At 44.3% G+C, this 23,379-nt stretch carries 20 protein-coding genes and 2 pseudogenes; 15 read left to right on the forward strand and 7 right to left on the reverse strand.

The window, feature by feature from the left end; genetic code table 11:
- The first annotated feature begins 28 nt into the window (after positions 1–28).
- Positions 29–835, forward strand: coding sequence for a GIY-YIG nuclease family protein (locus ACM5QY_RS26335; RefSeq protein ID WP_416123556.1), 807 nt, complete (start codon positions 29–31; stop codon positions 833–835).
- 721 nt (positions 836–1,556) lie between these two features.
- Here ACM5QY_RS26335 and ACM5QY_RS26340 read toward each other — a convergent pair.
- Positions 1,557–1,994, reverse strand: a complete 438-nt coding sequence (locus tag ACM5QY_RS26340) for a hypothetical protein (protein WP_416123557.1) — start codon at positions 1,992–1,994, stop codon at positions 1,557–1,559.
- 343 nt (positions 1,995–2,337) lie between these two features.
- Between ACM5QY_RS26340 and ACM5QY_RS26345 the strand changes: the two genes are divergently transcribed.
- The 6 genes from ACM5QY_RS26345 (at position 2,338) to ACM5QY_RS26370 (ending at position 7,573) form a co-directional block, all read left to right on the forward strand.
- Positions 2,338–2,916, forward strand: a complete 579-nt coding sequence (locus ACM5QY_RS26345) for a hypothetical protein (protein WP_416123558.1) — start codon at positions 2,338–2,340, stop codon at positions 2,914–2,916.
- Positions 2,917–2,932: 16 nt separating this feature from the next.
- Entirely contained in the window at positions 2,933–3,355 is a 423-nt protein-coding gene (locus ACM5QY_RS26350; protein WP_416123586.1) for a phage terminase large subunit family protein, read from the forward strand.
- A gap of 122 nt (positions 3,356–3,477) precedes the next feature.
- Positions 3,478–4,344 (forward strand): radical SAM protein, encoded by an 867-nt coding sequence (locus ACM5QY_RS26355; protein WP_416123559.1) that lies wholly within the window; start codon positions 3,478–3,480, stop codon positions 4,342–4,344.
- Positions 4,341–5,048, forward strand: coding sequence for a deoxynucleoside kinase (locus ACM5QY_RS26360; RefSeq protein WP_416123560.1), 708 nt, complete (start codon positions 4,341–4,343; stop codon positions 5,046–5,048). Before ACM5QY_RS26355 ends, ACM5QY_RS26360 begins: the two co-directional genes overlap by 4 nt.
- Position 5,049: 1 nt before the next feature.
- Positions 5,050–5,475 carry a nucleoside triphosphatase NudI gene (nudI, locus tag ACM5QY_RS26365; protein WP_416123561.1) on the forward strand — a complete coding sequence of 142 codons (426 nt, stop codon included), beginning with the start codon at positions 5,050–5,052 and terminating at the stop codon, positions 5,473–5,475.
- Between the two features lie 859 nt (positions 5,476–6,334).
- Entirely contained in the window at positions 6,335–7,573 is a 1,239-nt protein-coding gene (locus tag ACM5QY_RS26370; RefSeq protein ID WP_416121892.1) for an IS110 family RNA-guided transposase, read from the forward strand.
- Positions 7,574–8,331: 758 nt separating this feature from the next.
- On the opposite strand, the gene ACM5QY_RS26375 is transcribed toward ACM5QY_RS26370, so the two are convergent.
- Complete coding sequence (locus tag ACM5QY_RS26375) at positions 8,332–8,676, reverse strand: hypothetical protein (protein ID WP_416123562.1); 345 nt, start codon at positions 8,674–8,676, stop codon at positions 8,332–8,334.
- A gap of 452 nt (positions 8,677–9,128) precedes the next feature.
- Between ACM5QY_RS26375 and ACM5QY_RS26380 the strand changes: the two genes are divergently transcribed.
- From ACM5QY_RS26380 to ACM5QY_RS26395, 4 genes and pseudogenes are all read left to right on the forward strand, one after another.
- Positions 9,129–10,403 (forward strand): HlyD family secretion protein, encoded by a 1,275-nt coding sequence (locus ACM5QY_RS26380; RefSeq protein WP_416123563.1) that lies wholly within the window; start codon positions 9,129–9,131, stop codon positions 10,401–10,403.
- A pseudogene (locus ACM5QY_RS26385) lies at positions 10,396–12,503 on the forward strand (peptidase domain-containing ABC transporter). The gene ACM5QY_RS26380 and the pseudogene ACM5QY_RS26385 overlap by 8 nt, the downstream one beginning before the upstream one ends.
- Positions 12,504–12,506: 3 nt before the next feature.
- Complete coding sequence (locus ACM5QY_RS26390) at positions 12,507–13,163, forward strand: CPBP family intramembrane glutamic endopeptidase (protein WP_416123564.1); 657 nt, start codon at positions 12,507–12,509, stop codon at positions 13,161–13,163.
- A 154-nt stretch (positions 13,164–13,317) separates the two neighbouring features.
- Entirely contained in the window at positions 13,318–14,349 is a 1,032-nt protein-coding gene (locus ACM5QY_RS26395; protein WP_416123554.1) for an IS630 family transposase, read from the forward strand.
- A 119-nt stretch (positions 14,350–14,468) separates the two neighbouring features.
- Here the strand turns inward: ACM5QY_RS26395 and ACM5QY_RS26400 are convergent, their stop codons facing one another.
- Positions 14,469–14,930, reverse strand: a complete 462-nt coding sequence (locus ACM5QY_RS26400) for a toll/interleukin-1 receptor domain-containing protein (protein WP_416123565.1) — start codon at positions 14,928–14,930, stop codon at positions 14,469–14,471.
- A 178-nt stretch (positions 14,931–15,108) separates the two neighbouring features.
- Between ACM5QY_RS26400 and ACM5QY_RS26405 the strand changes: the two genes are divergently transcribed.
- Positions 15,109–16,208 (forward strand): IS3 family transposase gene (locus ACM5QY_RS26405; RefSeq protein WP_416123566.1). Its coding sequence is split into 2 segments (ribosomal slippage): positions 15,109–15,370 and positions 15,370–16,208, totalling 1,101 coding nucleotides; the frame shifts between segments, so codons are not numbered across the junction.
- Positions 16,209–16,242: 34 nt separating this feature from the next.
- Here ACM5QY_RS26405 and ACM5QY_RS26410 read toward each other — a convergent pair.
- Positions 16,243–16,341 (reverse strand): annotated as a pseudogene (locus ACM5QY_RS26410) (DJ-1/PfpI family protein); the annotation flags it as partial.
- Between the two features lie 761 nt (positions 16,342–17,102).
- Entirely contained in the window at positions 17,103–17,687 is a 585-nt protein-coding gene (locus ACM5QY_RS26415) for a DNA methyltransferase (RefSeq protein WP_416123567.1), read from the reverse strand.
- 352 nt (positions 17,688–18,039) lie between these two features.
- On the opposite strand from ACM5QY_RS26415, the gene ACM5QY_RS26420 reads away from it, so the two are divergent.
- Entirely contained in the window at positions 18,040–18,252 is a 213-nt protein-coding gene (locus ACM5QY_RS26420) for a hypothetical protein (RefSeq protein ID WP_416123568.1), read from the forward strand.
- Positions 18,253–18,479: 227 nt separating this feature from the next.
- The gene (locus tag ACM5QY_RS26425) at positions 18,480–19,088 is read left to right on the forward strand and encodes a hypothetical protein (RefSeq protein ID WP_416123569.1); all 609 of its coding nucleotides are present in this window, start codon (positions 18,480–18,482) and stop codon (positions 19,086–19,088) included.
- A gap of 51 nt (positions 19,089–19,139) precedes the next feature.
- Here the strand turns inward: ACM5QY_RS26425 and ACM5QY_RS26430 are convergent, their stop codons facing one another.
- Positions 19,140–20,105: a ParB family protein gene (locus ACM5QY_RS26430; protein ID WP_416123570.1), complete on the reverse strand. Its 966-nt coding sequence runs from the start codon at positions 20,103–20,105 to the stop codon at positions 19,140–19,142.
- 8 nt (positions 20,106–20,113) lie between these two features.
- Positions 20,114–21,313 (reverse strand): AAA family ATPase, encoded by a 1,200-nt coding sequence (locus tag ACM5QY_RS26435; protein ID WP_416123571.1) that lies wholly within the window; start codon positions 21,311–21,313, stop codon positions 20,114–20,116.
- 278 nt (positions 21,314–21,591) lie between these two features.
- On the opposite strand from ACM5QY_RS26435, the gene ACM5QY_RS26440 reads away from it, so the two are divergent.
- The gene (locus tag ACM5QY_RS26440) at positions 21,592–23,199 is read left to right on the forward strand and encodes an ISL3 family transposase (RefSeq protein ID WP_416123572.1); all 1,608 of its coding nucleotides are present in this window, start codon (positions 21,592–21,594) and stop codon (positions 23,197–23,199) included.
- The last annotated feature ends 180 nt before the right edge of the window (positions 23,200–23,379 follow it).

The following is a 23,379-nucleotide window of genomic DNA, read 5'->3' on the forward strand; positions in this document are numbered from 1 at the left end:
TGTGGTTGTAACCTAAGAAGGTTTGGTCATGATTACACTAGATTCAATTTTGAAAATACAAAATGATTATGAATATAAAGTACATTTTGCTGTATATAACGGTGATGAACAACCTCTAGATGTGTTTGTTCGTGATAAAGAAGAATGGCAGAATTGGAACGAGTATAGAGATGGTAAGAACGTCTTCAATAGAAAATTTATTTTCAGTTTAATAAGATTTTATCCTCAACAAAACAGATGGCTATTTGGTGGTATATATGAAGTTATCAATACTCATGTCGATGGATATGAACTGAAATTACAAGTACTACATAGTGATTTAATTGGCAGGCTTCTTATTAAACACGCAGGGCCAGGAGCAAGAGGTAGATCATTCTTCTTCGAAAAACACTATACAAATATGGAAGTTGCCGAGATATTTGAATATGAGTACTCAGGAGAAACATTCTGCGGTTTTGATAAGATTGAACATTCTTTTGATAAGATAGAACACATCATAAGAAATCAACGCCTAGATTGGAAAACTACCTTACTGAATGTTAAGGGTGTGTATCTTATTGTTGATAAATCAAATGGCCGAAAGTATGTCGGTTCTGCCTATGGTGATTCGGGTATATGGTCACGATGGGAATGTTATGTTTATACAGGACACGGATGGAATGAAGGCATAAAACAAGTAATAGAAGATGCTGGTATTGAGTATGCTAGACAGAACTTCCAATTCTCTCTATTAGAGTTTTATTCTATGAGAACGGATGATCAATTAATTATTGATAGGGAACAGTACTGGAAACGTGTTCTATGCTCTAATACATTTGGTTATAATCGTAATTGAATAATGAAAGTACTAATATTGCCATCAGATATTAGTACTTTTATATTTTAATTACATCCGAATTGGTTACATGAATGTGAATACGATTGACCCTGTGAGTTAGTACCACTAACAACGTAATTGCCTCCCCCTAACTCTGTACAATTTTCTGTCCAAGCCGCACCATTAGATGCCTGACCTGTTGTACGAGTCATATTACCCATAGTTGTTGTGTTCTGTGACCAAGTTGAGCCTGTTGAAGAATTTGATCCCTGTACGTTTGTAGTGTTGCCATAACGTTGTACGTTGTAGTTATTTCCGTTGTTATCGGTACAAGTTGAAAAAATATTTGAACCCATACACTGTGCGGTTGCTGCCGTAGAAACACTCAATAGTAGTAAAAATAAGATGATTCTTATGTTCATTTGTCATTTTCGTGAAATTGTAGTTAAGTGTCCACTATTACCCAACGCTAAGAAATTTACAATGGCAGACAGCAGCTTTATTTGATGGTTATATTATTGTAGAAATTATTAGCGTGATATCAATTATTGAAAAGTACTAAATCATTCCTGTAGGGCAAGAATAAGATTACGATGCGTTATTATAACCTGACTATGATAAAACCTTTCAAATGATGGAAAATAACTATATTATAACGTTGTTGTACAAGTAGTTGCCTCATGAATACGGGGCGTTGAAGTGAGGCAACTACTTATTAAAACAACTATTTTGTGTCAGGTTATAGTTTTTTTTCAATTATCATTTTTGTCAATAACTGTCTCATCGACAAAGAACACTGTTCAATGTACATATCTGCCTCTTCGATATTCACTTGTTTGATTCTGTTATCAAGTTCATCTAAGAATTCAGTAGATTGTACAAGCTCAAGTACTGATCCGGTGAATTTTTGTTTTCTAGACTGAGGCAATGAAACTGGCAATGCCGAGAGCATGGCTAGGCGAGAAGCGTTCAGTTCTGGTTGTGTCAGGTTTTTTGAAGAATTTTTTAATATTTCTTCTTCAGTTCCATTTTTTTTCTTTTTATGAAAGCTTTCTTTCATTTTTATGAATGTACTTCTGAATAATTCAACAACGGATTCAACCACTGCTTCCTTTTGTTTAGGAGTTAGGGTTTTATATATATTTAAGATATAAACCAATATTTTAAAGATTGACATGATGTGTCTCAAAGATGTGACGGTAGTTGTTGAGTTTATAATTTGTCAAACAAAACATCAAGCTTTTATCTAATAATGACAAATAAACCCTATGGCCGAGGGTAACGATAAATACAATTGTTAGTACGCCATCATATAACGCTCTCAGACGCACTGTAAGCCAATCAATCAAAAGACGAATTATATCAATATATATAAATAATGCCGTACAGAGCGTTATAGAACGCTGTAGGTACTCCGGCGGGGGACTATTGATCGCGTATTTTAACGACACTTTAATTATTTTAAGTATGAAGAATTTAGTACCTACAAAACATAATAATAAGTACTGGAAAGGATTCCAATGAAAACTACTCGAACGAATAAATCTAAGCTTACTGTGAGCTATTCAGAACTTTCACGTCGATATGGATATGACGTTTCAATTATCAGCCGTGAGTGGGTTGAGCGTGGACTCGATTGCTCAAAGACGGATGCTGAAATTAATCAGTGGATTCTTGATAATGTAATGTCTCCCTTGAGACACACTAATACAAAAGAACAAATTGAAAAAGAACGATTTGCTAAACTAACATCCGAAAGGCAGTTAATAGAAATAGAACTTGCTGAGAAGATGGAAACAGTTGTCAGTACTGAATATATAGAGCAAGTACTTACCGCGTATCTACATAAGATTAAAACTTCAATCCGTTCAGTACCAAATAAAGTCTATCTAGAATTATTCGCACAGGAAGATGCGAAAGATCTACGTGATCTATTAAAAGAAGAAATAGACAGGACGCTATACCAATTGGGCAATATGGAATTTGAATTGCCTGAAGATAAGGATATCTTAAATGAACAGCAACAAGGACAAGACGACACGCCTATTAAAGCAAGTACAGAAGACGATACAACCGCCGAAGATTCAGAAAACCAGTGAATAGTTAAAAGAAGGTATCGTTAAATTTGTCGATGGATCAAATGCCGGTCAGAATTGGACGTTATTCAATTTTCAAGAAGAACCCGTAAACCTTGCTCAGGAACGTAGTACGAAGAAGATTGTACTCCAATCATGTTCCCAGTTATTAAAAACCGTGGTACTCCAATCTATTGCTTTCAATATCATTTCCAATGATCCCGCTAACTTTGCCTTCGCTTCAAGTTCTGGAACAGAAATTAAGAAATTCAAATCGGGAAAGTGGGATCCTGCTATAGAAGCATTCTCAGCCTTAATCACAGATAAGAATGATAAAGCAGCAGCGCACAATCAAAGCCAAACGCAAATGATCAACGGTACTTTCATCTATTGGTTGAATTTAAATGTACCTACTAATCAACGGGGAGCAGGTCACAAGCGACCCATCTCTTTAGATGGGTGAAGCACAACCGTTCGAAGAGTATCGCTATGCTTTAAAATTGTTCAATAGAAGAGTAACCTTTATTAATAACCATTAATTTTGTGTGGTTATTGGATTTCTAATCAACATTCAGAGGGCTCGTAATGGACATCAGCAACCTGCTTCTAGATTTTAGAATAACCTCACACTGCAATCTAGGATGTGACCTGTGTTTCCGTAACCCCGGCATCAAGGACTCTTCTCTCTCCAGTGCCCTTAATGTCATTGAACGCATGTATAAAATGGGTTTCCGTCGTATCGGCTTTACGGGTGGTGAACCTACATCCAGAGACGATTTCATTAACATGATTGAGTATGCCAAGCAGATGGGTTTTATGACTTATCTGTCCACAGTCGGACATCGTTTCACAATGGATCATGAACGGTTAAATTCGATTCTGGACTGGGTGGGAATGCCAATTGACGGGATTGATAGGCACGTCAATTCGGAGATTCGCAGTGACAAAATGAGTAACCAGCACAGAGTTATCAAAAATATATTAACGTGGCTTCCAGATAATAATAACCGCATTAACATCAAACTCACTACAGTGGTCTCACAGTCAAATATAAATATGTTGAGTGATATTGTCAGTTGGGTTGAAGCTCTTCCCTATAAAATCCAAGCATGGCGTTTTTATCAGTTCTGCCCATTAGGCGTAGGGAAAGAGAAAAGAGATAAACTAGAAATTAATACTGATTTATTTACATATAAAATGAAAATCCTGAAAGAACAACATCCAGGCATGCCCATCAGTTGGGCCACCTTCGAAGAGAGAGATAAAGCGAATGTTGTTATGGAGCCGAATTTTGATATTATTATTCCCGATGGTGAAAACTATACTCTGCTGGGCAACATGCTAACAAATTCACCAGAAGAGATTATCAATGCAATTTTCGGGAATAATGAAATCATGCAGAAATGTGAAAATAACCGTTTCTGGCTGGATGAAAGGGAGTTCATTGTATGAGATATAACTATCTTTATATGGACCCTTGGTCAGCAGATAAAAAAGAGAGCAACATCGAGAGAAAACCGTTATATGTATGCCTGTCTGGAAATTCAGGAGTAGGGAAAAGCACTCTTCTCAGACGACTGTCAACATCTTTATTTAAGGTCGAACCGCATACTATCGCTATAGACGAAAAAAGCGTCCACCATTCTCTCCTTCCTTATCTGTTTGATGACACAAGCAACTATGGATATCTTATCCAGCTCAACTTTATGATACAACGCGCGTTGATCATTAAATCCTGGCTGGACAAGGGGTTTAATCTGGTGATGGAACGGTCTCATCTTGAGGATGTCATATTTATCAATTTTATGTTGAGCTCTGAATATATTAGTAAGGCGCAACATGACTCCTACATAAATCTATGGAATAGTGTTAACGAATTGCTACCGGAGCCTGATATTATTGTTTTTATTGATTATAGTGTAGAGCATTCACTCACCCATCTCGATGATGATGAAGAACATGGTGTCCGACCAAAGGAATTTCCAAATGAGGAGATGAAGATTAAATGGATAAAAGGATGGTATGCGGAATATCAGCATTTTACCGATAATCTTCCGAAACATCTTCGTCAGCGAGTTATGATTTGTAATCATCCGGGTGAAATTGACACCTTTTCTGATAGGGTAATTCAGAAAGCAATGATGTTAAGGAGATAAAATGCGCCAGAGAGTAATCGTGTGCCCTGTGATACAAAATGACGGTGAGTATCTGCTTTGTAAAATGGCTTCCGATCGTGGGGTTTTTCCGGGGCAGTGGGCTCTGCCTGGCGGGGGAATGGAACCCGGCGAAATGATGGAAACGGCTCTAAGGCGCGAAATCATGGAAGAACTAGGTGAGGAACTTCGTATCACTGATGTTAAGCCGTGGGCATTTCGTGATGATATCCGGACTAAAATGTATCCAGATGGAAGCACCGAAGAAATTTACATGATTTATCTTATATTTGACTGCATTGCTGCTAACCGGAAGATTACCTTTAACGAGGAATTTCAGGAAATTATCTGGGTGTCACCTGAAGTAATGAAAAGTATGGATTTGAATGAAGCGACACGGGTTACTTTTTTCCAGAAAGGACTCATTTAGCGTGCAACCCCTGCCTTTATGGCAGGGGTTTAGTCATTGACGATTAAGTCTGTCAAACTTCACTATGCAACTTGTTAAGGACATGATCATTGCTAAGAATTTTGATTAACCATTTTTTTTGGGTGGATATGCAAGTCATTACTTGTTATAAATCTTTGATATCAGGCTAAAATATAAAAGGTCAGAAAGGATGAAGAATACTAATTGGACTTGGGAAACACATTTCAATATAGACAGCTCAGTACTTCTTAAAATTGTGGTGGTAGTACTTCTTTTACTTTGGGGTTGTACTGAACTGCGGAAAAGAAGAAAAAAAAAACCAAATTTAGAAGCTTCAATCTCAAAAGCCAACGCCAGAGAACGTCACGAATGGCGCTATATAAGATATCCATTTAAGGTGCTACAGATTGCATTCACTCTGTGTGTTTTATGGTCAGTCATTCACTACCTTTTAACATAAATCCTAAACTATTTTTTCATCATAGACTTAATCCTATGGCTGATAACTTTTGATTTACTCTGTCCGCTTCTGAAAAATAGTCGAGCACACCTTTTCCAACCAATTGATATATTATCAGCTTTAGTAAAATCGCTCTGCAGCCCTAGAAAGACCACGGGTGGCTATGAGCGAGGTATAGTCATTCGCACCCTGAGAATTACACTATTAAGTGATTCAGGGTATGCGCTTGCTGGTTACGAATATTGAGCGAGAATCACGTGATGATCGCCGCTTTTCTTTCGAGCCAGTAGGTGCTCCACGTTCGCTAACGAATACTCAGGGCATGCAGATAAACTGCTGGCTATATTTCTTTCGAAGAGCGTGGAATGCATACCAATCCCCGATAAAAAGGAGTTGGTGATGACTGTGACTAATCAATTTGCTGCGCACGTTGGTCTGGACTGGGCGGATAAAAAACACGATGTCTGTGTTCAGTTTAAAAACGGTGAACGCGTATTCGATGTGATTGAACATACAGCAGAAGCGCTTGATGCCTGGCTTACTGAGTTACACCAGAAGGTAAAAGGCAGAATCGCCATAGCTCTCGAGCTGAAGAAGGGCCCCGTGGTATATGCTCTTCAAAAATATCCCTTTATCACCGTTTTCCCCGTCCACGCTTTGTCCCTGGCTCGTTACCGTCAAGCCTTCTCGCCCAGCGGCGCTAAAGATGACCCGCAGGATGCAGAGCTGGCATTAGAGTTAATGCTGCGTTATCCCCAAAAGATAAAAGCTATTGAACCCGACAATGCGGATATTCGCTTACTTCAGCAACTGGTTGAGCAACGTCGTCAGTTGGTTGAAGACAAACGCCGCTTTGTGAATCGCCTCATCAACACGCTTAAACAGTATTATCCTCAGCCACTGGAGTGGTTCTCACATCGGGGTAGCTTACTTTTGTGTGAGTTGATTATCCGGTGGCCCAGTCTGCAACAACTGAAACGAGCCAGGCGCGACACGACCCGAAATTTTCTGAATGCCAGAGGTGGCCGCGCAATGGCCCTTACCGAGCAACGTGTTGCGAGTATTGATAATGCGATCCCATTGACGACAGACCCGAGTGTTATAGAGGCTAATGCTTTGATGGCAACAGCACTGGCGACACAAATTAAAGTCGTGAGTGAAATCATCAAAACCTATGACGAACGAATCGAAACGCTGTTTGACACATTGCCAGATGCGGGGCTGTTCAAATCACTTCCGGGCATGGGGCCGTGTATGGGCCCACGGATGCTTGCTGCACTTGGTGATAACCGTGACCGGTTTAACAGCGCTGAAGAAATTCAAAACTATGCAGGTATTTCACCGGTGACCGAACGAAGTGGCCAGAAATCATGGGTTCACTGGCGATGGCAATGTGCCAAGTTCGTCAGGCAGACCTTTGTCGAATGGGCTGCGAAGACGATTAACTCATCATACTGGGCCAGACTTTATTATCAGGGACTGCGAGAAAAAGGAAAATCTCACCAGTCTGCAATCCGGGCTCTTGCCTTCAAATGGATAAGGATCATTTACCGCTGCTGGAAGACCAGAACCCAGTACGACGAAGCAAAATATTTGCTGGCTCTCGAAGCGCGACACTCGCCCTTACTGAAGCCATAAAAAGCTTGTCGAATGTCTCAGGGCGTGAAGCGGGCGTTGCCCATTGCTCCCACGGTTTATAGCGCGTATTAATCGATGGTCAAGGGGGCAGTTTGGATTTCGGAAATTTTGTACGTTTAGCGCATTATTTAACCATAGCAATCCATATGTGATTGATTTAGTGCCAGTGGTTATCGCTTTAAATTATCGCCTTGGCAGTATCGAATTTAAGTTGTTTGATTAGAAAAAATATACGGGAAACAGCGTATAGCGTGGGAGTTTACCCCTTATCGTCATAGGCAGGTCTGTTCAAAAAACAGGGTCATCGTATAATAACTTCCGAAATCCAAACTGATTTCTATCTGGAGATTCATATGATGACTCGTTCATGTGAACCATGAGATTTCGTTTTATGTAATAGACGGAGAAATCTTGGGTTATGATCTCGAAAAATAGGATTTTTTTCCTTGTTATTTAGACACCTTAATGAAAATTAAGGTGTCTAATCATTGATAATAATTTTATTTTTTTTTGAAAAATTCGGAAAACACGAATTTCGCAAGTACGTTAGCGGCCCAAAATGCACAACCAACAAATACAATCATAATGACCAAGACTGACAGATTTTTAGGAGCTGCATAGGTATAAGTAAAACCTACTCCAGCTCCAGACAGCATCGATGCAGCCAAGAAAAATCCAATGCATATAAATAGCGTGCGAATTAATATAAACATAGGGACCCGTTAACTGAAAAGCAATTATCAATTACTTTTTTAATACTACCAAGTACATCCACCTGAACCATTTTTACCGGTGCAACTACCAACCGCACCTGTACTCTTGTTCCCACCTGCACCCATGCCAACATTTCCGCCGTTTGCGTCAAAACATCCGCCAAGCACTGCCCCAGTAGCAACACCTCCGAGACCGCCAAGCATACCAATCCATATACCATTTACACATGTTGAATTTGTATGGGTACCATAATAATTTCCAGAGCTGCTAATATTTGAATTTTTGGAACCACTGGAGTTTGCTTTATTGCCACTACTCAAACTTGATGTGTCATTACCACTCCCACTGCCAGAAATTCCATTCAAATACTGAGAATCAATAATTTTCATAAACAACTCCTTTGTTAATAGAAATTAGAAGCTTAAACATAAATGTAGATTTTTATGTGATACAGATCACAATTATCAATCAGAAAGATAACGTTTTCTTTGATGGGTTTATTGATTTACAATCACCAAAAACATACAGAGTAAGCCAATCCGTTATGTGGTTCGCGCTATCAATCTAGAAAATTTAGTCCTATTAATTAGGATTTTTCTTTGTTTTGCATTATAAAATATTATTACAATGTGTCATTATGTTAAATCCCAGCACGCTTACATTTCATTGCGATTTAGCCTAATCAGTTGAAAGTCATAATTAAAACTCGAAAAGTATAAGGCTGATTTTAATCTTGGGAAATAGAGCATAGGATTTTTCTTTTCTCTAACAAACTATTAACAGAAAGTGATACTTGTTTTTGTGGCCAGCTACATTTTTTGAATGATAAAGGAGTGCAATAGTGTTTCGCCAGGAAGCGATTAATTATCAGAAAACGAAATGGCGTGGCCGCGCTCTCCTCCTTCCCGGTATTCCTTTTTGGGTGATCGCTGGATTGTGCCTTTTTTTTATTACAGCCTTCCTGACCTTTGTCATCACCGTAAACTACACCCGAAGAGTCAACGTGACAGGCGAAATCAGCACCTATCCACGTGTAGCTAACGTCTATTCAGGGGTTCAGGGCGTCGTTGTTAAAGAATTTGTTACTGAAGGACAGGTAATTAGGACTGGCACCCCCATTTATCAGATAGATGTAAGCAAAAGCACCCAAAGTGGCGTGGTCAGTGATAACCAGCGCCGGGACATAAATAATCAGCTTGAGCGCATTGCACAAATTATTAACCGGCTGGATGGCAGCAAAAAAACCACTATCGACATGCTGGAGAAGCAAAAAGTACAGTATATATCTGCTTTTCAACGATCCACCAACATACTGCAACGCGCTGAGGAAGGGCTCCGTATCATGAAAGACAATATGGAGAATTATCGGCAATATCAGAAGAAAGGGCTTATCAATAAAGATCAACTCACTAATCAGGTGGCACTATATTACCAGCAGCAAAATAATCTATTGAGCCTCTCCGGGCAGAATGAACAAAACTCCCTGCAGATAACGACTCTGGAGAGTCAAATACACACTCAAGCCTCAGATTTCGATAACCAGATTTATCAGATGGAACTCCAGCGCTACGAGCTGCAAAAAGAATTGCTTAATATCGATGCAGGCGGGGCCATTATCGTTCGTGCATTAGTCGACGGCCGCGTCGATTCGCTTAGCGTTACGGTCGGGCAGATGGTGAACGTCGGCGACAGTTTGCTGCAGGTAATCCCTCCCAGTATTGATCATTACTCTCTGATACTTTGGGTACCCAACGACGCTATTCCTTATATTACAACGGGTGACAAGGTCAATATACGCTATGAAGCCTTCCCCGCGCAGAAATTTGGACAATTTGCCGGCACGGTGTCCGTTATTTCCAAAGCGCCTGCGTCACCACAGGAAATGTTGACCTATCGGGGAGCACCCAAAGCCGCGCTTACGACTGCTGTACCTTACTATAAAGTGATCGTGAAACCTGAAAAACAAGCAATTATGTATAACGGCAAGCGCCTGAGCTTGGAAAACGGTATGAAAGCAGAGAGCACCCTATTTTTGGAAAAAAGGAAAATTTATCAGTGGATGTTATCACCGTTTTACGACATGAAACACAGCGCGTCGGGACCGGTCAATGAGTAAACGTCAAGTCAAACAACTGCTTAATCAACTCGACATGCGGTTGCGGCAAAGAGTTCCGCTTGTTCATCAAACTGAATCCTCAGAGTGTGGTCTCGCATGCCTTGCGATGATTTGTGGTCACTATGGCAAGAACGTCGATTTGATTGCACTGCGCCAACAATTCAACCTCTCGGCACGTGGCACTACGTTGTCGGGTTTGACCGGTATTGCCGAACAACTCGGGTTGTCCTCACGACCCTTGTCACTGGATATCGAAGAGCTCGGTGCACTAAAAATGCCGTGCGTACTGCATTGGGAGTTTAACCATTTTGTGGTTCTAGTAAGCGTCAGACGTAACCATGTGGTCATACATGACCCAGCACGGGGCCGCAGGATCATCAACATGCCGGAGGTCTCGCGCAGCTTCACTGGTGTGGCACTAGAGGCCTGGCCAGGTGCGGAATTCGAAGCAAATACGATGCGAAGTCGACTCAGTTTTCGCACGCTAATAGGTAGTGTGCATGGTCTTAAAGGAACGCTTGGAAAGATTTTTTGTCTGTCACTGGTCATTGAAACCATCAACCTTGTTATGCCCATTGGTACCCAGTTGGTGATGGATCATGCGATTCCAGCAGGGGATCGCGGACTGCTAACCTTAATCTGTGCGGGGCTGTTATTCTTTATTCTGCTACGCGCGGCAGTCAGCATGGTGCGCGCTTGGTCCGCATTAGTCATGACTACACTCATTAACGTCCAGTGGCAATCCGGGTTGTTCAATCATCTGTTGCGACTGCCCTTGGGCTATTTTGAACGGCGCAAACTGGGAGACATCCAGTCTCGTTTTGGATCGCTAGAAACTTTGCACACTACCTTCACCACCAGTATCGTCGGCGCGATCATGGACATGATAATGGTGATCGGCGTGCTCGTGATGATGATTTTGTACGGGGGGGGTTAACATGGATTGTTATGGCCTTCACCACCCTTTACGTATTACTTCGCCTGCTGACCTACGGTTATTACCGTCAACTGTCAGAAGAGTCATTAGTAAGATCTGCACGTGCCAGTTCCTATTTCATGGAAACCCTTTATGGCATCGCGACTGTTAAAATGCAGGCGATAGCTGAAAGACGCTGTGCCCGTTGGCTCAACCTCGAAATCGATACCATCAATACTGGGATCCGTGTGACTAAAATGGACATGCTGTTTGGCGGCATCAACACTCTTGTCTCCGCATGTGATCAGGTGGTAATCCTGTGGTTGGGTACAAACTTGGTAATAGACAACCAGATGACTATCGGAATGTTCGTTGCATTCGGCGCTTTTCGCGGGCAGTTCTCCGACCGAATTGGATCATTAACCAATTTCTTGCTGCAGCTACGCATGATGAGTCTGCACAATGAGCGTATTGCCGATATTGCCCTGCATCCGCGTGAAAACCGTAAACCAGATCTCCCTTACGAGGCTTGCTTAAAGCCGATTTCGCTAGCAACCCATGCACTTAGCTATCGGTATGATAGCCAGTCTTCGCCCATTTTCAATGGGTTGGATATCACCATCGCACCAGGAGAAAGTGTGGCTATTGTGGGTCCTTCAGGATCAGGTAAAACAACATTGATGAAAGTTCTGTGTGGACTTTTTTACCCTGATGAAGGCAGGATTGAGGCGAACGGTATCGATATTCAGCAGTTGGGCATTAATAACTATCACAAGATGATCGCCTGCGTCATGCAAGATGACAAGCTGTTTTCCGGCACCATTCGGGAGAACATTAGTGGCTTTGCGGACGAAGTAGATGAAATTTGGATGCAAGAATGCGCCCGAGCCAGCTACTTGCAGGCGGTTATCGAAAAAATGCCAATGGGCTATGAAACTATGATAGGTGAATTAGGAGAAGGGTTATCAGGCGGCCAAAAACAACGACTGTTTATTGCGCGGGCGATTTACAAAAAACCTGCTGTCTTGTTCTTAGATGAAGCTACCAGCGCTCTGGACAAGGAAAGTGAGACGATGGTGAATAATGCCATCAAAGCACTTGAAATTACAAGGGTTATCATTGCTCATCGAGAAACTACGATAGCTTCAGCTGATCGCATTATTTATTTAAATGGAAAGAATTGAGAGATGATTAAAAAAAATATCCATCTAATTATAATTAATATTCTCCCCGTATTATTAATGTTTGGAATCACATTTTATCCCTACTTGTTGCCCAATCGGAATCAGTTATATCAAGCAGGATTAGCCATTCCGGTTCTATGTGTATTAGAATTTATTTTTATTACACCCATTTATTTTTATTTTTTTAAGAATAGAAAAAACATGGGGGTAGGTTTCATTAACTCAAAATTATTCTTTATCTTCTTGGCTGTCATTATATTTTGTCAATACGCAGGGCCTGTAATTATGGGTATGGGAGAGAATAAAGAACTAATGTGGAATAGAGAGTTACTGACTGACCCAATTTTTTTGTCAACTATTTTTTTAATGGTTTTTATCGTACCTATTTACGAAGAAATAGTGTTCAGAGGTTGCTTGTTTGACGTGCTTTTACAGTGTTTTCGTGGGCGGATTTATCTAGCATCTATAGCAACCTCGATTACGTTTGCTTTTTTTCATACTCAATTTACAGATATTCGAGCATTAATTATTCTCGGTGCTATTTCGAGCGTTTTAGTCTGTGCAAGGATCTTCTCAAAAGGGCTGCTAATGCCAATTCTTTTGCATATTTCAATGAACGGCATAGTGATGGTAGTGAAGATGATAATCTCTTTTAATTGATATTTTTAATGTTTATTATTTTTTCTGATTATTACATCTAGCATGTTCTTACTAAATAGCTGTTCCAAATAGTAGATCACCAGAAGGGAACTCAGTCCGATTTAAGCGATCTGATCAATCGCTGAATATCCCAAATCACCAACCGGACTGAGTCATGCCGATCATAGCACCGATACCCAACGCCGAAAGGCGTCTGATGCAAAAAACCATCCATAAAACATGTGATAAAAACCATGCCCGCAGACTCACCGCGCTGTTGATGCTTCATCGTGGGGACAAGATAAGTGACGTTGCCAAAACGCTTTGCTGCGCACGTTCATCGCTGGGACGCTGGATTAATTGGTTCACAATTAACGGGCTGGAAGGCCTGAAATCATTACCCTCAGGCCGTGGGCGACGCTGGCCGTTTGAGCACATTTGTGTGCTGTTGCGTCAACTGATTAAGCATTCGCCGGAAGATTTTGGTTATCAGCGTTCTCGCTGGAGTACTGAACTGTTAGCAATAAAAATCAACGAAATAACCGGGTGCCGTTTGCATGCTTCAACCGTTCGCCGCTGGCTTCCCTCTGCCGGACTTGTCTGGCGAAGAGCGGCCCCCACGCTGCGTATTCGCGACCCGCATAAAGAAGAGAAAATGGCCGCTATCGCAGAGGCGCTAAGCGAGTGTAGCGTCGAACATCCCGTGCTTTACGGGGATGAGGTCGATATCCATCTCAACCCCAAAATAGGTGCTGACTGGCAGCTACGTGGTCAACAAAAGCGAGTTATTACGCCAGGGAAAAACGAAAAATATTATCTGGCTGGCGCGTTGCACAGCGGCACAGGAAAAGTCAGTTACGTCGGCAGTAGCAGTAAAAACTCTGGGTTATTTATCAGCTTGTTAAAACATCTAAAAAGCACGTACCGGCGGGCAAAAACGATCACGCTGATCGTTGATAACTACATCATCCATAAAAGTCGTGAAACGCTTCGTTGGCTGAAGAAGAACCCAAAATTTATTGTTATTTATCAACCAATCTACTCACCGTGGGTGAACCACGTAGAACGGTTATGGCAGGCATTACACGACACAATAACCAGAAATCATAGCTGTCTATCGATGTGGCAATTACTGAACAAAGTACGGCACTTTATGAAAACGGTAAGCCCATTCCCTGGCATGAAGCACGGTCAGGCAAAAGTGTAGCGATATTAGGATCAGCTATTTAGATAACCGAAAAGTCTGTAAAAATAGTCCCCATCTATAGATATTTTCATCATTACAGTCGGATAAGCACAGTCAGGCAACTGACTGTGCTTATCCGACTAGAGTGTTACGAGCTCTGAAAGTTTTTCAGCAATATTTGCCATCGTATCTCCTGTAGTATTTAACCCGCTTCGGGAGCCGAGTAATGGGCTGACTTCGCGGAGAGCCTCATAACTTGTGTCGTGAACAATGGGAACGAGCAGATCACGAGCCAGAAGTGCTGAAAGCTCTTTGTCTGCAATGCCTTCCCCTGCAAGACGTTTCAATAGAGCAGGGGTCACCAGCACAATTCCTACTCGCGACTTCGCTAGTCCCTTATCTATTTCACGTAGCAATGTTGCTCCGAGGAGGACATCCTTTTCACTGAACCAAACCGAGACACCGCGCGATTCTAGTTCGTCATGCAGTTCTTTGGCTGTTCCCTTGCGGTCGTCCCATGCATGGCAAAGAAAGACGTCTCGAAGGTCTGGTACGGATGCTCGTTTCTCGACGTTTTCACGGACTGGCGTGAGCGTCCTCACCTCTGCAGGGGTGTAAACAACGGATGAGCCAGTTCGCGACCAGCGAGGTTTGCTACTGCTGCTAGATCCGCCACCGCCACTACCAGAACTACTGGTACTGATCTCCTCCCTGAAAACAGTGCCAGCCTAAACTAAAGTATCCGGTCTTTCTTTCATCTCACTGAGAGGCATATCAACCATGAAAAAGACCCGTTATACCGAAGAACAGATAGCATTCGCCCTTAAACAGGCCGAAACAGGCACTCGGGTGGAGGAAGTGTGCAGAAAGATGGGTATTTCTGAAGCCACTTTTTATAACTGGAAGAAAAAATTTGGCGGTATGGGCGTAACAGAACTGCGCCGTTTGCGGCAGCTTGAGGACGAAAACCAACGGCTTAAGCGTCTGGTGGCTGACCTCAGTCTGGATAAGGAAATGCTCCAGGATGTCATTCGAAAAAAGTTCTGAGGCCCATTCAGAAGCGTGAAGCGGTGACTTACCTGCTGGACGCCTATCGTATCGGGCTGCGTCGTGGTTGCCGTTTAATGATGCAGAGTCGCACGGTATACCTCTATCGCAGTTGTCGTGATGACAGGGCCCTGACTCACCGGATAAGAGAAATTGCGGAGACACGGATCCGCTATGGTTGCCCGCACATTCATATTCTTTTGCGCAGGGAAGGCTGGTTAGTCAACCACAAGAAAACCCACCGAATTTACTGTCAGGAAGGACTGAATCTGCGAGCAAAACGCCCACTCAGGCATGTTACAGCCAGGCACCGACACGCCCGTCCAGAAGTGACCGCATTAGATCAGTGCTGGAGCATGGATTTTGTTGCTGATAATCTGTTCAACGGGTGTCGGATACGTGCCCTAACTGTAGTGGATAATTTTAGTCGTGAATGCCTGGCGATCGAAGTTGGCCAGGGGCTGCGCGGAGAGGATGTGGTGGCTGTTATGGAGCGCCTGAAACAAATGCAGCACCGTATACCACACCGGTTGCAGACGGATAATGGCAGCGAATTTATCTCTAAAGCGCTTGACCGATGGGCATACGAAAATAAGGTGACAATGGACTTCTCACGGCCCGGCAGACCGACAGATAATGCTCTGGTCGAGTCATTCAACGGGAGCCTGCGCGATGAGTGTTTGAATGTGCACTGGTTCCTGTCACTGGAAGATGCTCAGGAGAAGATCGAGCACTGGCGGCAGGAATATAACCAGTACCGGCCACATTCCTCATTAAATAACCAGACTCCGGAAGAATTTGTCCGAAGCCTGCAAACAGACCCGGATCTCTGATTTATCCTGGTATCAATATTGGGAAGGGATCAACAGGCGCCCTAGCAAAAACTTCATACGGACCGGTGAGATCAAGCTGAGTGAGCTCTGGAAACAGGAGCAGCCCTATTGATGTGAATGTTGAATTGCTCATAACAAGAACCTTTTTTTTAAAATACTATCATGTCTTTTTATACAATAGTGTCAACGGCCTGAACTTTATGAGGCTAACTTTTTAACTTAAAAGAAAGAGGCGTTTACATTATGTTGAAATTGCCTTGCCCGGATGGGACTGAAATTAGCATCGAATCGCTGACCTGTTCCCAGTTGATTGACACACGGCATCGTTAGCAAATTCCATGGCGACTCAATTACGAACGTCTGCTGATCGCTCAAAACTGCCAGTAATGGTTGTACCCACAACTAATTTCAATCTCATAGCCACCACACAAGACAGTTGCTTGCAGCTGGAGCGGCCTGTCTACAGTGAAGGCACGGCATCGGTGTTATCGCATTTCAGCTATCTGACTCTTCCAGCCTCCTTTGCGGCCCCGGAATGGCCGGGAAATGCCGCGTGGCGTTTCCGGGAAGAGTTCGGGGTTTATCGCCCCTGACGTCTCCACGCCTGAAAACAACAAGGCTCTTGCGGCCTTGTTATCCCAGCACTAATCCCGAAATACGTGGTCCAGTTCGTTTACCTGCTGGTATATATCGAGGAATCTTGTGTTCATCTGGCTGATAATCTGTCCGGCCAGACGTTGTGATAATTCCTCACTGTTCCAAAACTAGGTTGATTCCAGCGCGCGCTGCCGCTCACGAAGTTCAAACATGGCGTTCGCCAGCTGCGCAACGTCGGCCCGCAGCGCTTCATTACCCTGATAGTTCACCGTGTATTTCCTTTTGTCGTGTTGAATGTCACGCCGCGCGCGCATTGCGCAGCTCTGTCAGGCGGCGTAATCCGGTCGAGTGGTATTGTTCCATCAGCTCAATGCCAATCCAGCGTCGTCCCGTCTGTTCCGCCGCGACGCAGGTAGAACCGCTGCCGGCGAAAGGGTCCAGAATGATATCGCCGGGCTGTGTGAGGGACTCAATCAGCGGCTGCAACACTGAGACAGGTTTTTCCGTCAGGTGGTGGCGGTTGCCGGTGTACTGCCAGGGCATCACGTCCGGTAACGGCTTTTCAGGCAGCGGCGGTCGCTCTTTAGCAAGTACGTAAGCGCTTTCGTGCTGATAACCGACGAACGCTGACTTTGAGGCGTAAGTTTTGGTGAAGACAATGTGGCCGACAATGCGAAACCCTGCCGCCTTCCACGACTGCATAAACAAATCCACCCGATTCCAGCCGTAGAAGCTCACTGCCAGGCTGTTGGGTTTGAGCACCCGGAACATTTCTTTACTGACAGGCAGTAACCAGTCGCCGTTTTTGTCATTGACGATAGACCGCCCGGAACGGTCGGTAAAACCGAGGAGATAAGGCGGAACGGTCAGTATAAAATCCACCGCACGGCGTTGGCTCTAACATTCTTGAAAATACGAGATGACGCGGAATGTGTTGAAACGCAGCGGCACCGCGAGGTGCTATGAACGGGGAGCAACGCGACACCCTTGGGCGGCAGAATCCTTGTACAGGGTCGTTGCAGAACCACCAACCGACTTATCCCCCGCCAATACCAAAGTTACTCAGTGAAACTGTGGATAACCGGATGCGGTATGAAAATAGGGCGGCAATCTGCAACAACGGGCGCGGTATCAGGAAGGAACGACAGCAGGACACTGGCAGAGCCGGCCCCTGAGATCAGACGATTAATGAGGTGATATTGTGTGCGTATCGGGCGGTTCAGCGGTGGCCACGATGCTCATCAAGCAGGTCAATCGCCTGCTACATCACACCGGCCGTATAGTTGTCTTCAATGATTTTCGCGTAAGTCAGACGGTCGGCCAGGCATTCAACCAGAGTATCGTGACAGATTTCTTTACCTGTCAGAAAAATGCGGGTCGCCGCGTCAGCGACGGCATCTTTGACGTCCGAGAAAAAAAATCAACTCTCTGGGAAAACGGGAATTAATGACCATTTCATGTCTCCGGCGGAGTTAAACGCTCCCCTTATCATGCGTCCGGGTTCTGATGCCGTCCAGCACGACCGGGCAGTCGTCTTGAGAATGTCGAAAAAGGGTAAAAAAATCCATCCCGTAAAAACCCGCAACGCTCGCCGCAGACTCGGCTGAGGCGTACCGCAGCACCGCGAGGAACTAACAGCCGCGACGAGGAAGCGTCATATCGTCTGCAGCCGATGTGAAAACCGCACACTCCCGGCCTGATGTAGCCATAAAAAAACCGGCACGCAGGCCGGCGGAAAGCGATGATCGGTTTTACTTACGGTTTTTCTTCCAGGTTTCAGACGCCAGAAACGCCGAGCGTACTACCACGATCGCCCAGCACAACTGCAGGAGTATCTTCAGGGGCACACTAAATCCGTCAAATATCAGCAGCGGCACGATAAACAGGCAGCTGATGAGAAAACACCACTCCGCCGCGCTTTTGCGTGCCCTGCCCGTCAACGTCTCCAGTCCGATTATCCCTTTGCATAACAGCATAAATGATATGGTTCTCTCCACAAATCTTCCGGCACGCCGGAGGGCTTCAGTCTTTTTTCAGCATGCGTTTGAAGCATCGTACTTAACGATTTCCGCAACCGGTTCGGATAAATATTTTCATATTTATGGGAAATGGTCGCCAACGGCCTTATCGTCTATTCACTCCGCTAAAAGGCCTGAAACGCTTGGCGATTTCAGGGTGAAATTCAACAAAAAAAATAATAATTATTCTTTAAAAATCAAATCATTAAACTTTAAATTGCTGTGGAGAAATATACTAAGTACCATGGCAACTATCTGTTGCTAATTGTCCTCTCCCTTGGGAAATTTCAGGATGAAATCGCCAAAGGGAGAACTTTTAGACTTTGAAGTGCTTTTCGATTGTGTTTTGGATAACCAAATCAAGTTCATCTTGCACCTCTTTAGGTAGCCGGTTGAACTCGTAGCTGAGTAGTCGCCCTTTTGTTTTTCTCCGGGCAAACTTATCCTTAACCCCAAAGTTCCAAAGGGATGTAGTGATGATTTTTTGTTTTTCTGGGTTCTCTAACATCATGGTTGTTACAGACTTGAAGAGCTGAATTATCGCAGACTTCACTTCATCGGTGGCTAAACTGTCAGACAAAGTGGCTTTTGATTCGTTAATTTTTTCAACCACATCATCCACACTAATTTGCTTCGTCATCAGTTGCTGATATATATCCAGCAACAGCTTAAAATCAGGATAGGCGAGTTCCGACTGAACGGGGAAGGGAGCTAACATTTCTGGTGGAACGGAGGCCGCCTGTATTGCACGTGTGACTTTCGCCTCAGACAACATTTCCGATTGAGCAATTTCCTTTTGAGTCATACCATTTTCACGCAGGATTAGTAAGCGCAGGCCTATCTCTCGCAGGTTATGCTCTTTAGCTGTTTGTAAATCGGCAGCAAGTTGCCGGGCATCGGATGCACTGATATCTGACTCAGTCACCAGAACATTAAAACCCACTTTCTCAATGATAGCTCCGGCACGGCGACGCGAGCCGTCGAGGATCTCAATCCCCTGAGGTAAGCGTCTGCCAATTGCAGGGAAAAACTGCTGCAACTTAAGAGTTCTGGTTATGTCTCTTAAAGATTCAGGAGTAAGCGCAGACTGATCGCGCCCGTTCGTTTCAAGCGTAACGAAAGTACCAGTTTCTACGTTATCAGCTTCAACTCTTAACAATTTAAAGGATGCCGTTTTTCCTGACGCCAGCGTAAAGCGCTGCGTATAGCCTTCAACCTCAGTGTTGTCTTTATGCAATGACTGAGTAAATGTTCTGCCGATGGTGGTTCTTTTGGAGCTCATGATTTTCCTCAGTTCATTCTGATAAATTCAATACGATCAAATACGGCTTTGGAAAAATCTTCTGCCGCTGTGCGCGCATTTTTCAATGCTTCGCTACTTCCAACATACGTCGCTGGGTTTGCCGAAATGACCGTGTCGAAGGACTCACCACAGCGCTCAAAACCATCCAGGCGAGGCAAAGCCACATCAAGCATGTCACCGCCGAAAATTTCTTTAGCCAGACTGTGACACAGCTTGTGGTCGGCTTTGTTAAGTAGCTTGGACATAAAACCAATATTGCCAAGCAGGCGTGTTTTCATCCCTGAGTCTTCAATCAGGCTGATAAGCTCGGGCAAGCGGGTGAGGTACTTCAATGTCGAATGGAAGTCGACCTGCGCGGGCGGCACCGGAGTCATTAGTAAATCAGCAGCAGCAATGGCATTTGTTAAGAAAGAATCCAGGTGGGGTCCGCTATCAATGAAAATAAAATCGTAGTCCCCGGAAATTTTATCAATGACATTTTCTCTCAGGACAGCAAAAGGGTTTTGTCCTGGAAGATGTTCAGCGCAAAGACTCTCCCATTTCGAGGCAATGAAGGCATCTTCAATAGAAGCGGGTAAAACATCCACACCAGGGACGATGGAAGAAACGATAAATTCTTCCAATAATTCTTCTCTGGTGACATTTTGCAACATGGCCTGCGCTGCTGTGGTATCCACGGATCCGACAGAGCGCGTGTGGTTAAGGAACATTGTCGCTGATGACTGAGGATCGAGATCAATGACTAACACACGCAAGTCTTCCAGTAACAGATGCGGGTGTGCCCGCAGACCATGAGCCAGAGAGACTGAGCTGACCGTTTTGGAGACTCCACCTTTGAGGTTACCCAAAAAAACAGTAAAGGCTTTGTTATGACGATCTCGATACTTAGGTACGCCACGGTAGTGATAAATATCAATGATATTCTGAATGCTCATGGCATATTTGGTAGAAGTGCCGGCGGGTTTCTTTTCGAAGTTATAACCGGACTGCTCCATTTCACTTACAGCATAATCAACGCTGGCTCTGGTTAGTTTAGGTAGTTTAGCCAGTGCGGCTTTTGCATAAACCTGATAAAAAGAGGTTTCTTCAAGCTCTTCCTTCTGTGCTTTTATCTGTTGAGTAAGAGACACGAGCATTCTTTCTGAACGCTCAGCGATTTTATCAACCTGCTTGATATCTCTGGACATATCCCACCATATGCTGCATTTAATTAAAAAAGCAATAATGCAACACAAAAGCCCTAATGTAAACATATCAGAACTTATGATGCAGATCGGCGGACATGCTAACTTTTTTCGATAAATACTGAGTAAGTATTGAAAAGAATGGTTACATAGAACGGGGGGGCATCTATTTATATGTCAATGCCGATTGAATTGTGGATCTTCCGCAACTTGGGTGGAAGAAAATAAATGAAACTTATTAGTTAACAAGGATCTAAGTTGTTTTAAGTTAGGGACAACAAATGACTTCACTTCAGTCTCTGTTACAGTTGCCGCGCGGATGGCAGGTCGTCCAACAAATCACTAGCCCACTCGGGGTGAGTATCAATCTCCGGGCAACCCGGAAATCAGCCAATTGCCCTGAATGCCTGAAGCGCAGTAGTTCCGTACATAGTTGCCGACGGCGGCGTATACAGCATCTTCCGTGCTCAGGACAAACGCTTTATCTAACCTTTGCTGTCCGCCATTGGTACTGCCGTAACCCGGCGTGCCCGCGTAAAATCTTCACTGAATCTCTGGTCCCTTTCGCTGGTTCTAGGCAGCAATCCTCAGAGGCTCTGCAGAATTTACAGCATCAACTGGGGCTAATCGCCGGTGGCGAGGCCGGGAAGCGGGCCGCAACAGCCACCGGTATCCAAACCAGCGCTGATACTCTGTTGCGCAGAGTGGTTCAGGCGTCTGAACCCGTACAAACTGTAACCCCGCATGTAGGGATCGATGAGTGGGCATGGCATCGTGGTCATCGATATGGCACGTTGATCGTCAATCTTGATACTCATCGCCCTCTGGTACTTCTTCCAGGACGTGAACAACGTGCCTTGGCGGCCTGGTTCAGAAAATATCCGGAAATACAGGTTGTCTCACGCGATCGCGGTGGCATCTATGCGATGGCCGCACGTGATGGTGCTCCGCAGGCCAGGCAGGTCGCCGATCGTTGGCACCTCCTGAAGAATATTGGTGACGCATTGGAACGGATGATGTACCGGCATATGTCGCTGATACGGCTGGTTGCCACTAAACTGTCGCCCAAAAAGAATGATCCTGAAGTTCAATCAGCAACCTCACCAGTACTTCTCCTTCCGGAACGGATCAAGCAGCAAAGACGTGAAAAGCGGCATGAACGTTGGGTGGAAGTGAACTCACTCCATACAAATGGGCGAGGGATCAGGGAAATATCTCGTATCACCGGGTTATCGCGGGTGACTGTTCGCCGATGGATACAGTCGGTTACGTTCCCTGAGATGTCAATCAGGCCACCGAAGGCCAGCCTTCTTGACTCATGGCGCGCCTGGTTGGAACAACAACGGGAAAATGGTAACCATAATGCCAGCCAGATATGGCGGGAAATGGTTACTATGGGCTTCACGGGCAGTGAAACAACGGTCAGAGATGCCATTACCAAATGGCGGAAGGGGGTGACAGACCCGAGCATTGCTTCAGTCCGTCTTCCCTCAGCCTCAAGGGTCAGCCGTTGGTTGATGCCCTGGAGAATAATCAGAGGGGAAGAAAGCTACGCATCACGGTTCATCGGGTTGATGTGCGAAAAAGAGCCTCAACTGAAAATGGCACGGCAGCTGGCACTCGACTTCTACGGAATGCTGAAAACGAGAAATAAAACACTGTTAAACCCGTGGTTCATCAAAGTAACCGAAAGCGGGCTTATTGATCTGCAACGGGTTGCTGCAGGAATGGAATCTGATGCAGCCGCAATAGTTGAAGCTATCTGTTCCAGGTGGAGTAACGGCGTTGTTGAGGGGCATGTAAACCGACTGAAGATGTTGAAACGCCAAATGTATGGTCGTGCCGGGTTCGAGTTGCTGAGACGGCGAGTAATGAGTCCTCTTGCATGATCAGAACCACCCAAGTTGCGGAAGACCCATTTTTACATCGGTACTAACATTTATAAGGCACGTAACCCATGGAAAATCATACCGGCATGGCAATACCAGAACGACTGCCCGAATACAGCCAATCTGACTGAACAGCGGGATCAATTCCGCCCCTCGTTATCCACATATTGCCCCCTTTCA

Source organism: Rahnella sp. PCH160, assembly GCF_047784855.1.
Taxonomy (GTDB): Bacteria; Pseudomonadota; Gammaproteobacteria; order Enterobacterales; family Enterobacteriaceae; genus Rahnella.

Bases quoted from the DNA above. Each gene is read 5' to 3' on its own strand.
- nudI (WP_416123561.1), top strand. From the start codon at position 5,050: ATGCGCCAGAGAGTAATCGTGTGCCCTGTGATACAAAATGACGGTGAG.
- ACM5QY_RS26360 (WP_416123560.1), top strand. From the start codon at position 4,341: ATGAGATATAACTATCTTTATATGGACCCTTGGTCAGCAGATAAAAAA.
- ACM5QY_RS26340 (WP_416123557.1), bottom strand. From the start codon at position 1,994: ATGTCAATCTTTAAAATATTGGTTTATATCTTAAATATATATAAAACC.
- ACM5QY_RS26440 (WP_416123572.1), top strand. From the start codon at position 21,592: ATGACTTCACTTCAGTCTCTGTTACAGTTGCCGCGCGGATGGCAGGTC.
- ACM5QY_RS26355 (WP_416123559.1), top strand. From the start codon at position 3,478: ATGGACATCAGCAACCTGCTTCTAGATTTTAGAATAACCTCACACTGC.
- ACM5QY_RS26430 (WP_416123570.1), bottom strand. From the start codon at position 20,105: ATGAGCTCCAAAAGAACCACCATCGGCAGAACATTTACTCAGTCATTG.
- ACM5QY_RS26390 (WP_416123564.1), top strand. From the start codon at position 12,507: ATGATTAAAAAAAATATCCATCTAATTATAATTAATATTCTCCCCGTA.
- ACM5QY_RS26335 (WP_416123556.1), top strand. From the start codon at position 29: ATGATTACACTAGATTCAATTTTGAAAATACAAAATGATTATGAATAT.
- ACM5QY_RS26375 (WP_416123562.1), bottom strand. From the start codon at position 8,676: ATGAAAATTATTGATTCTCAGTATTTGAATGGAATTTCTGGCAGTGGG.
- ACM5QY_RS26345 (WP_416123558.1), top strand. From the start codon at position 2,338: ATGAAAACTACTCGAACGAATAAATCTAAGCTTACTGTGAGCTATTCA.
- ACM5QY_RS26370 (WP_416121892.1), top strand. From the start codon at position 6,335: ATGACTGTGACTAATCAATTTGCTGCGCACGTTGGTCTGGACTGGGCG.
- ACM5QY_RS26435 (WP_416123571.1), bottom strand. From the start codon at position 21,313: ATGTCCAGAGATATCAAGCAGGTTGATAAAATCGCTGAGCGTTCAGAA.
- ACM5QY_RS26420 (WP_416123568.1), top strand. From the start codon at position 18,040: ATGCTCATCAAGCAGGTCAATCGCCTGCTACATCACACCGGCCGTATA.
- ACM5QY_RS26395 (WP_416123554.1), top strand. From the start codon at position 13,318: ATGCCGATCATAGCACCGATACCCAACGCCGAAAGGCGTCTGATGCAA.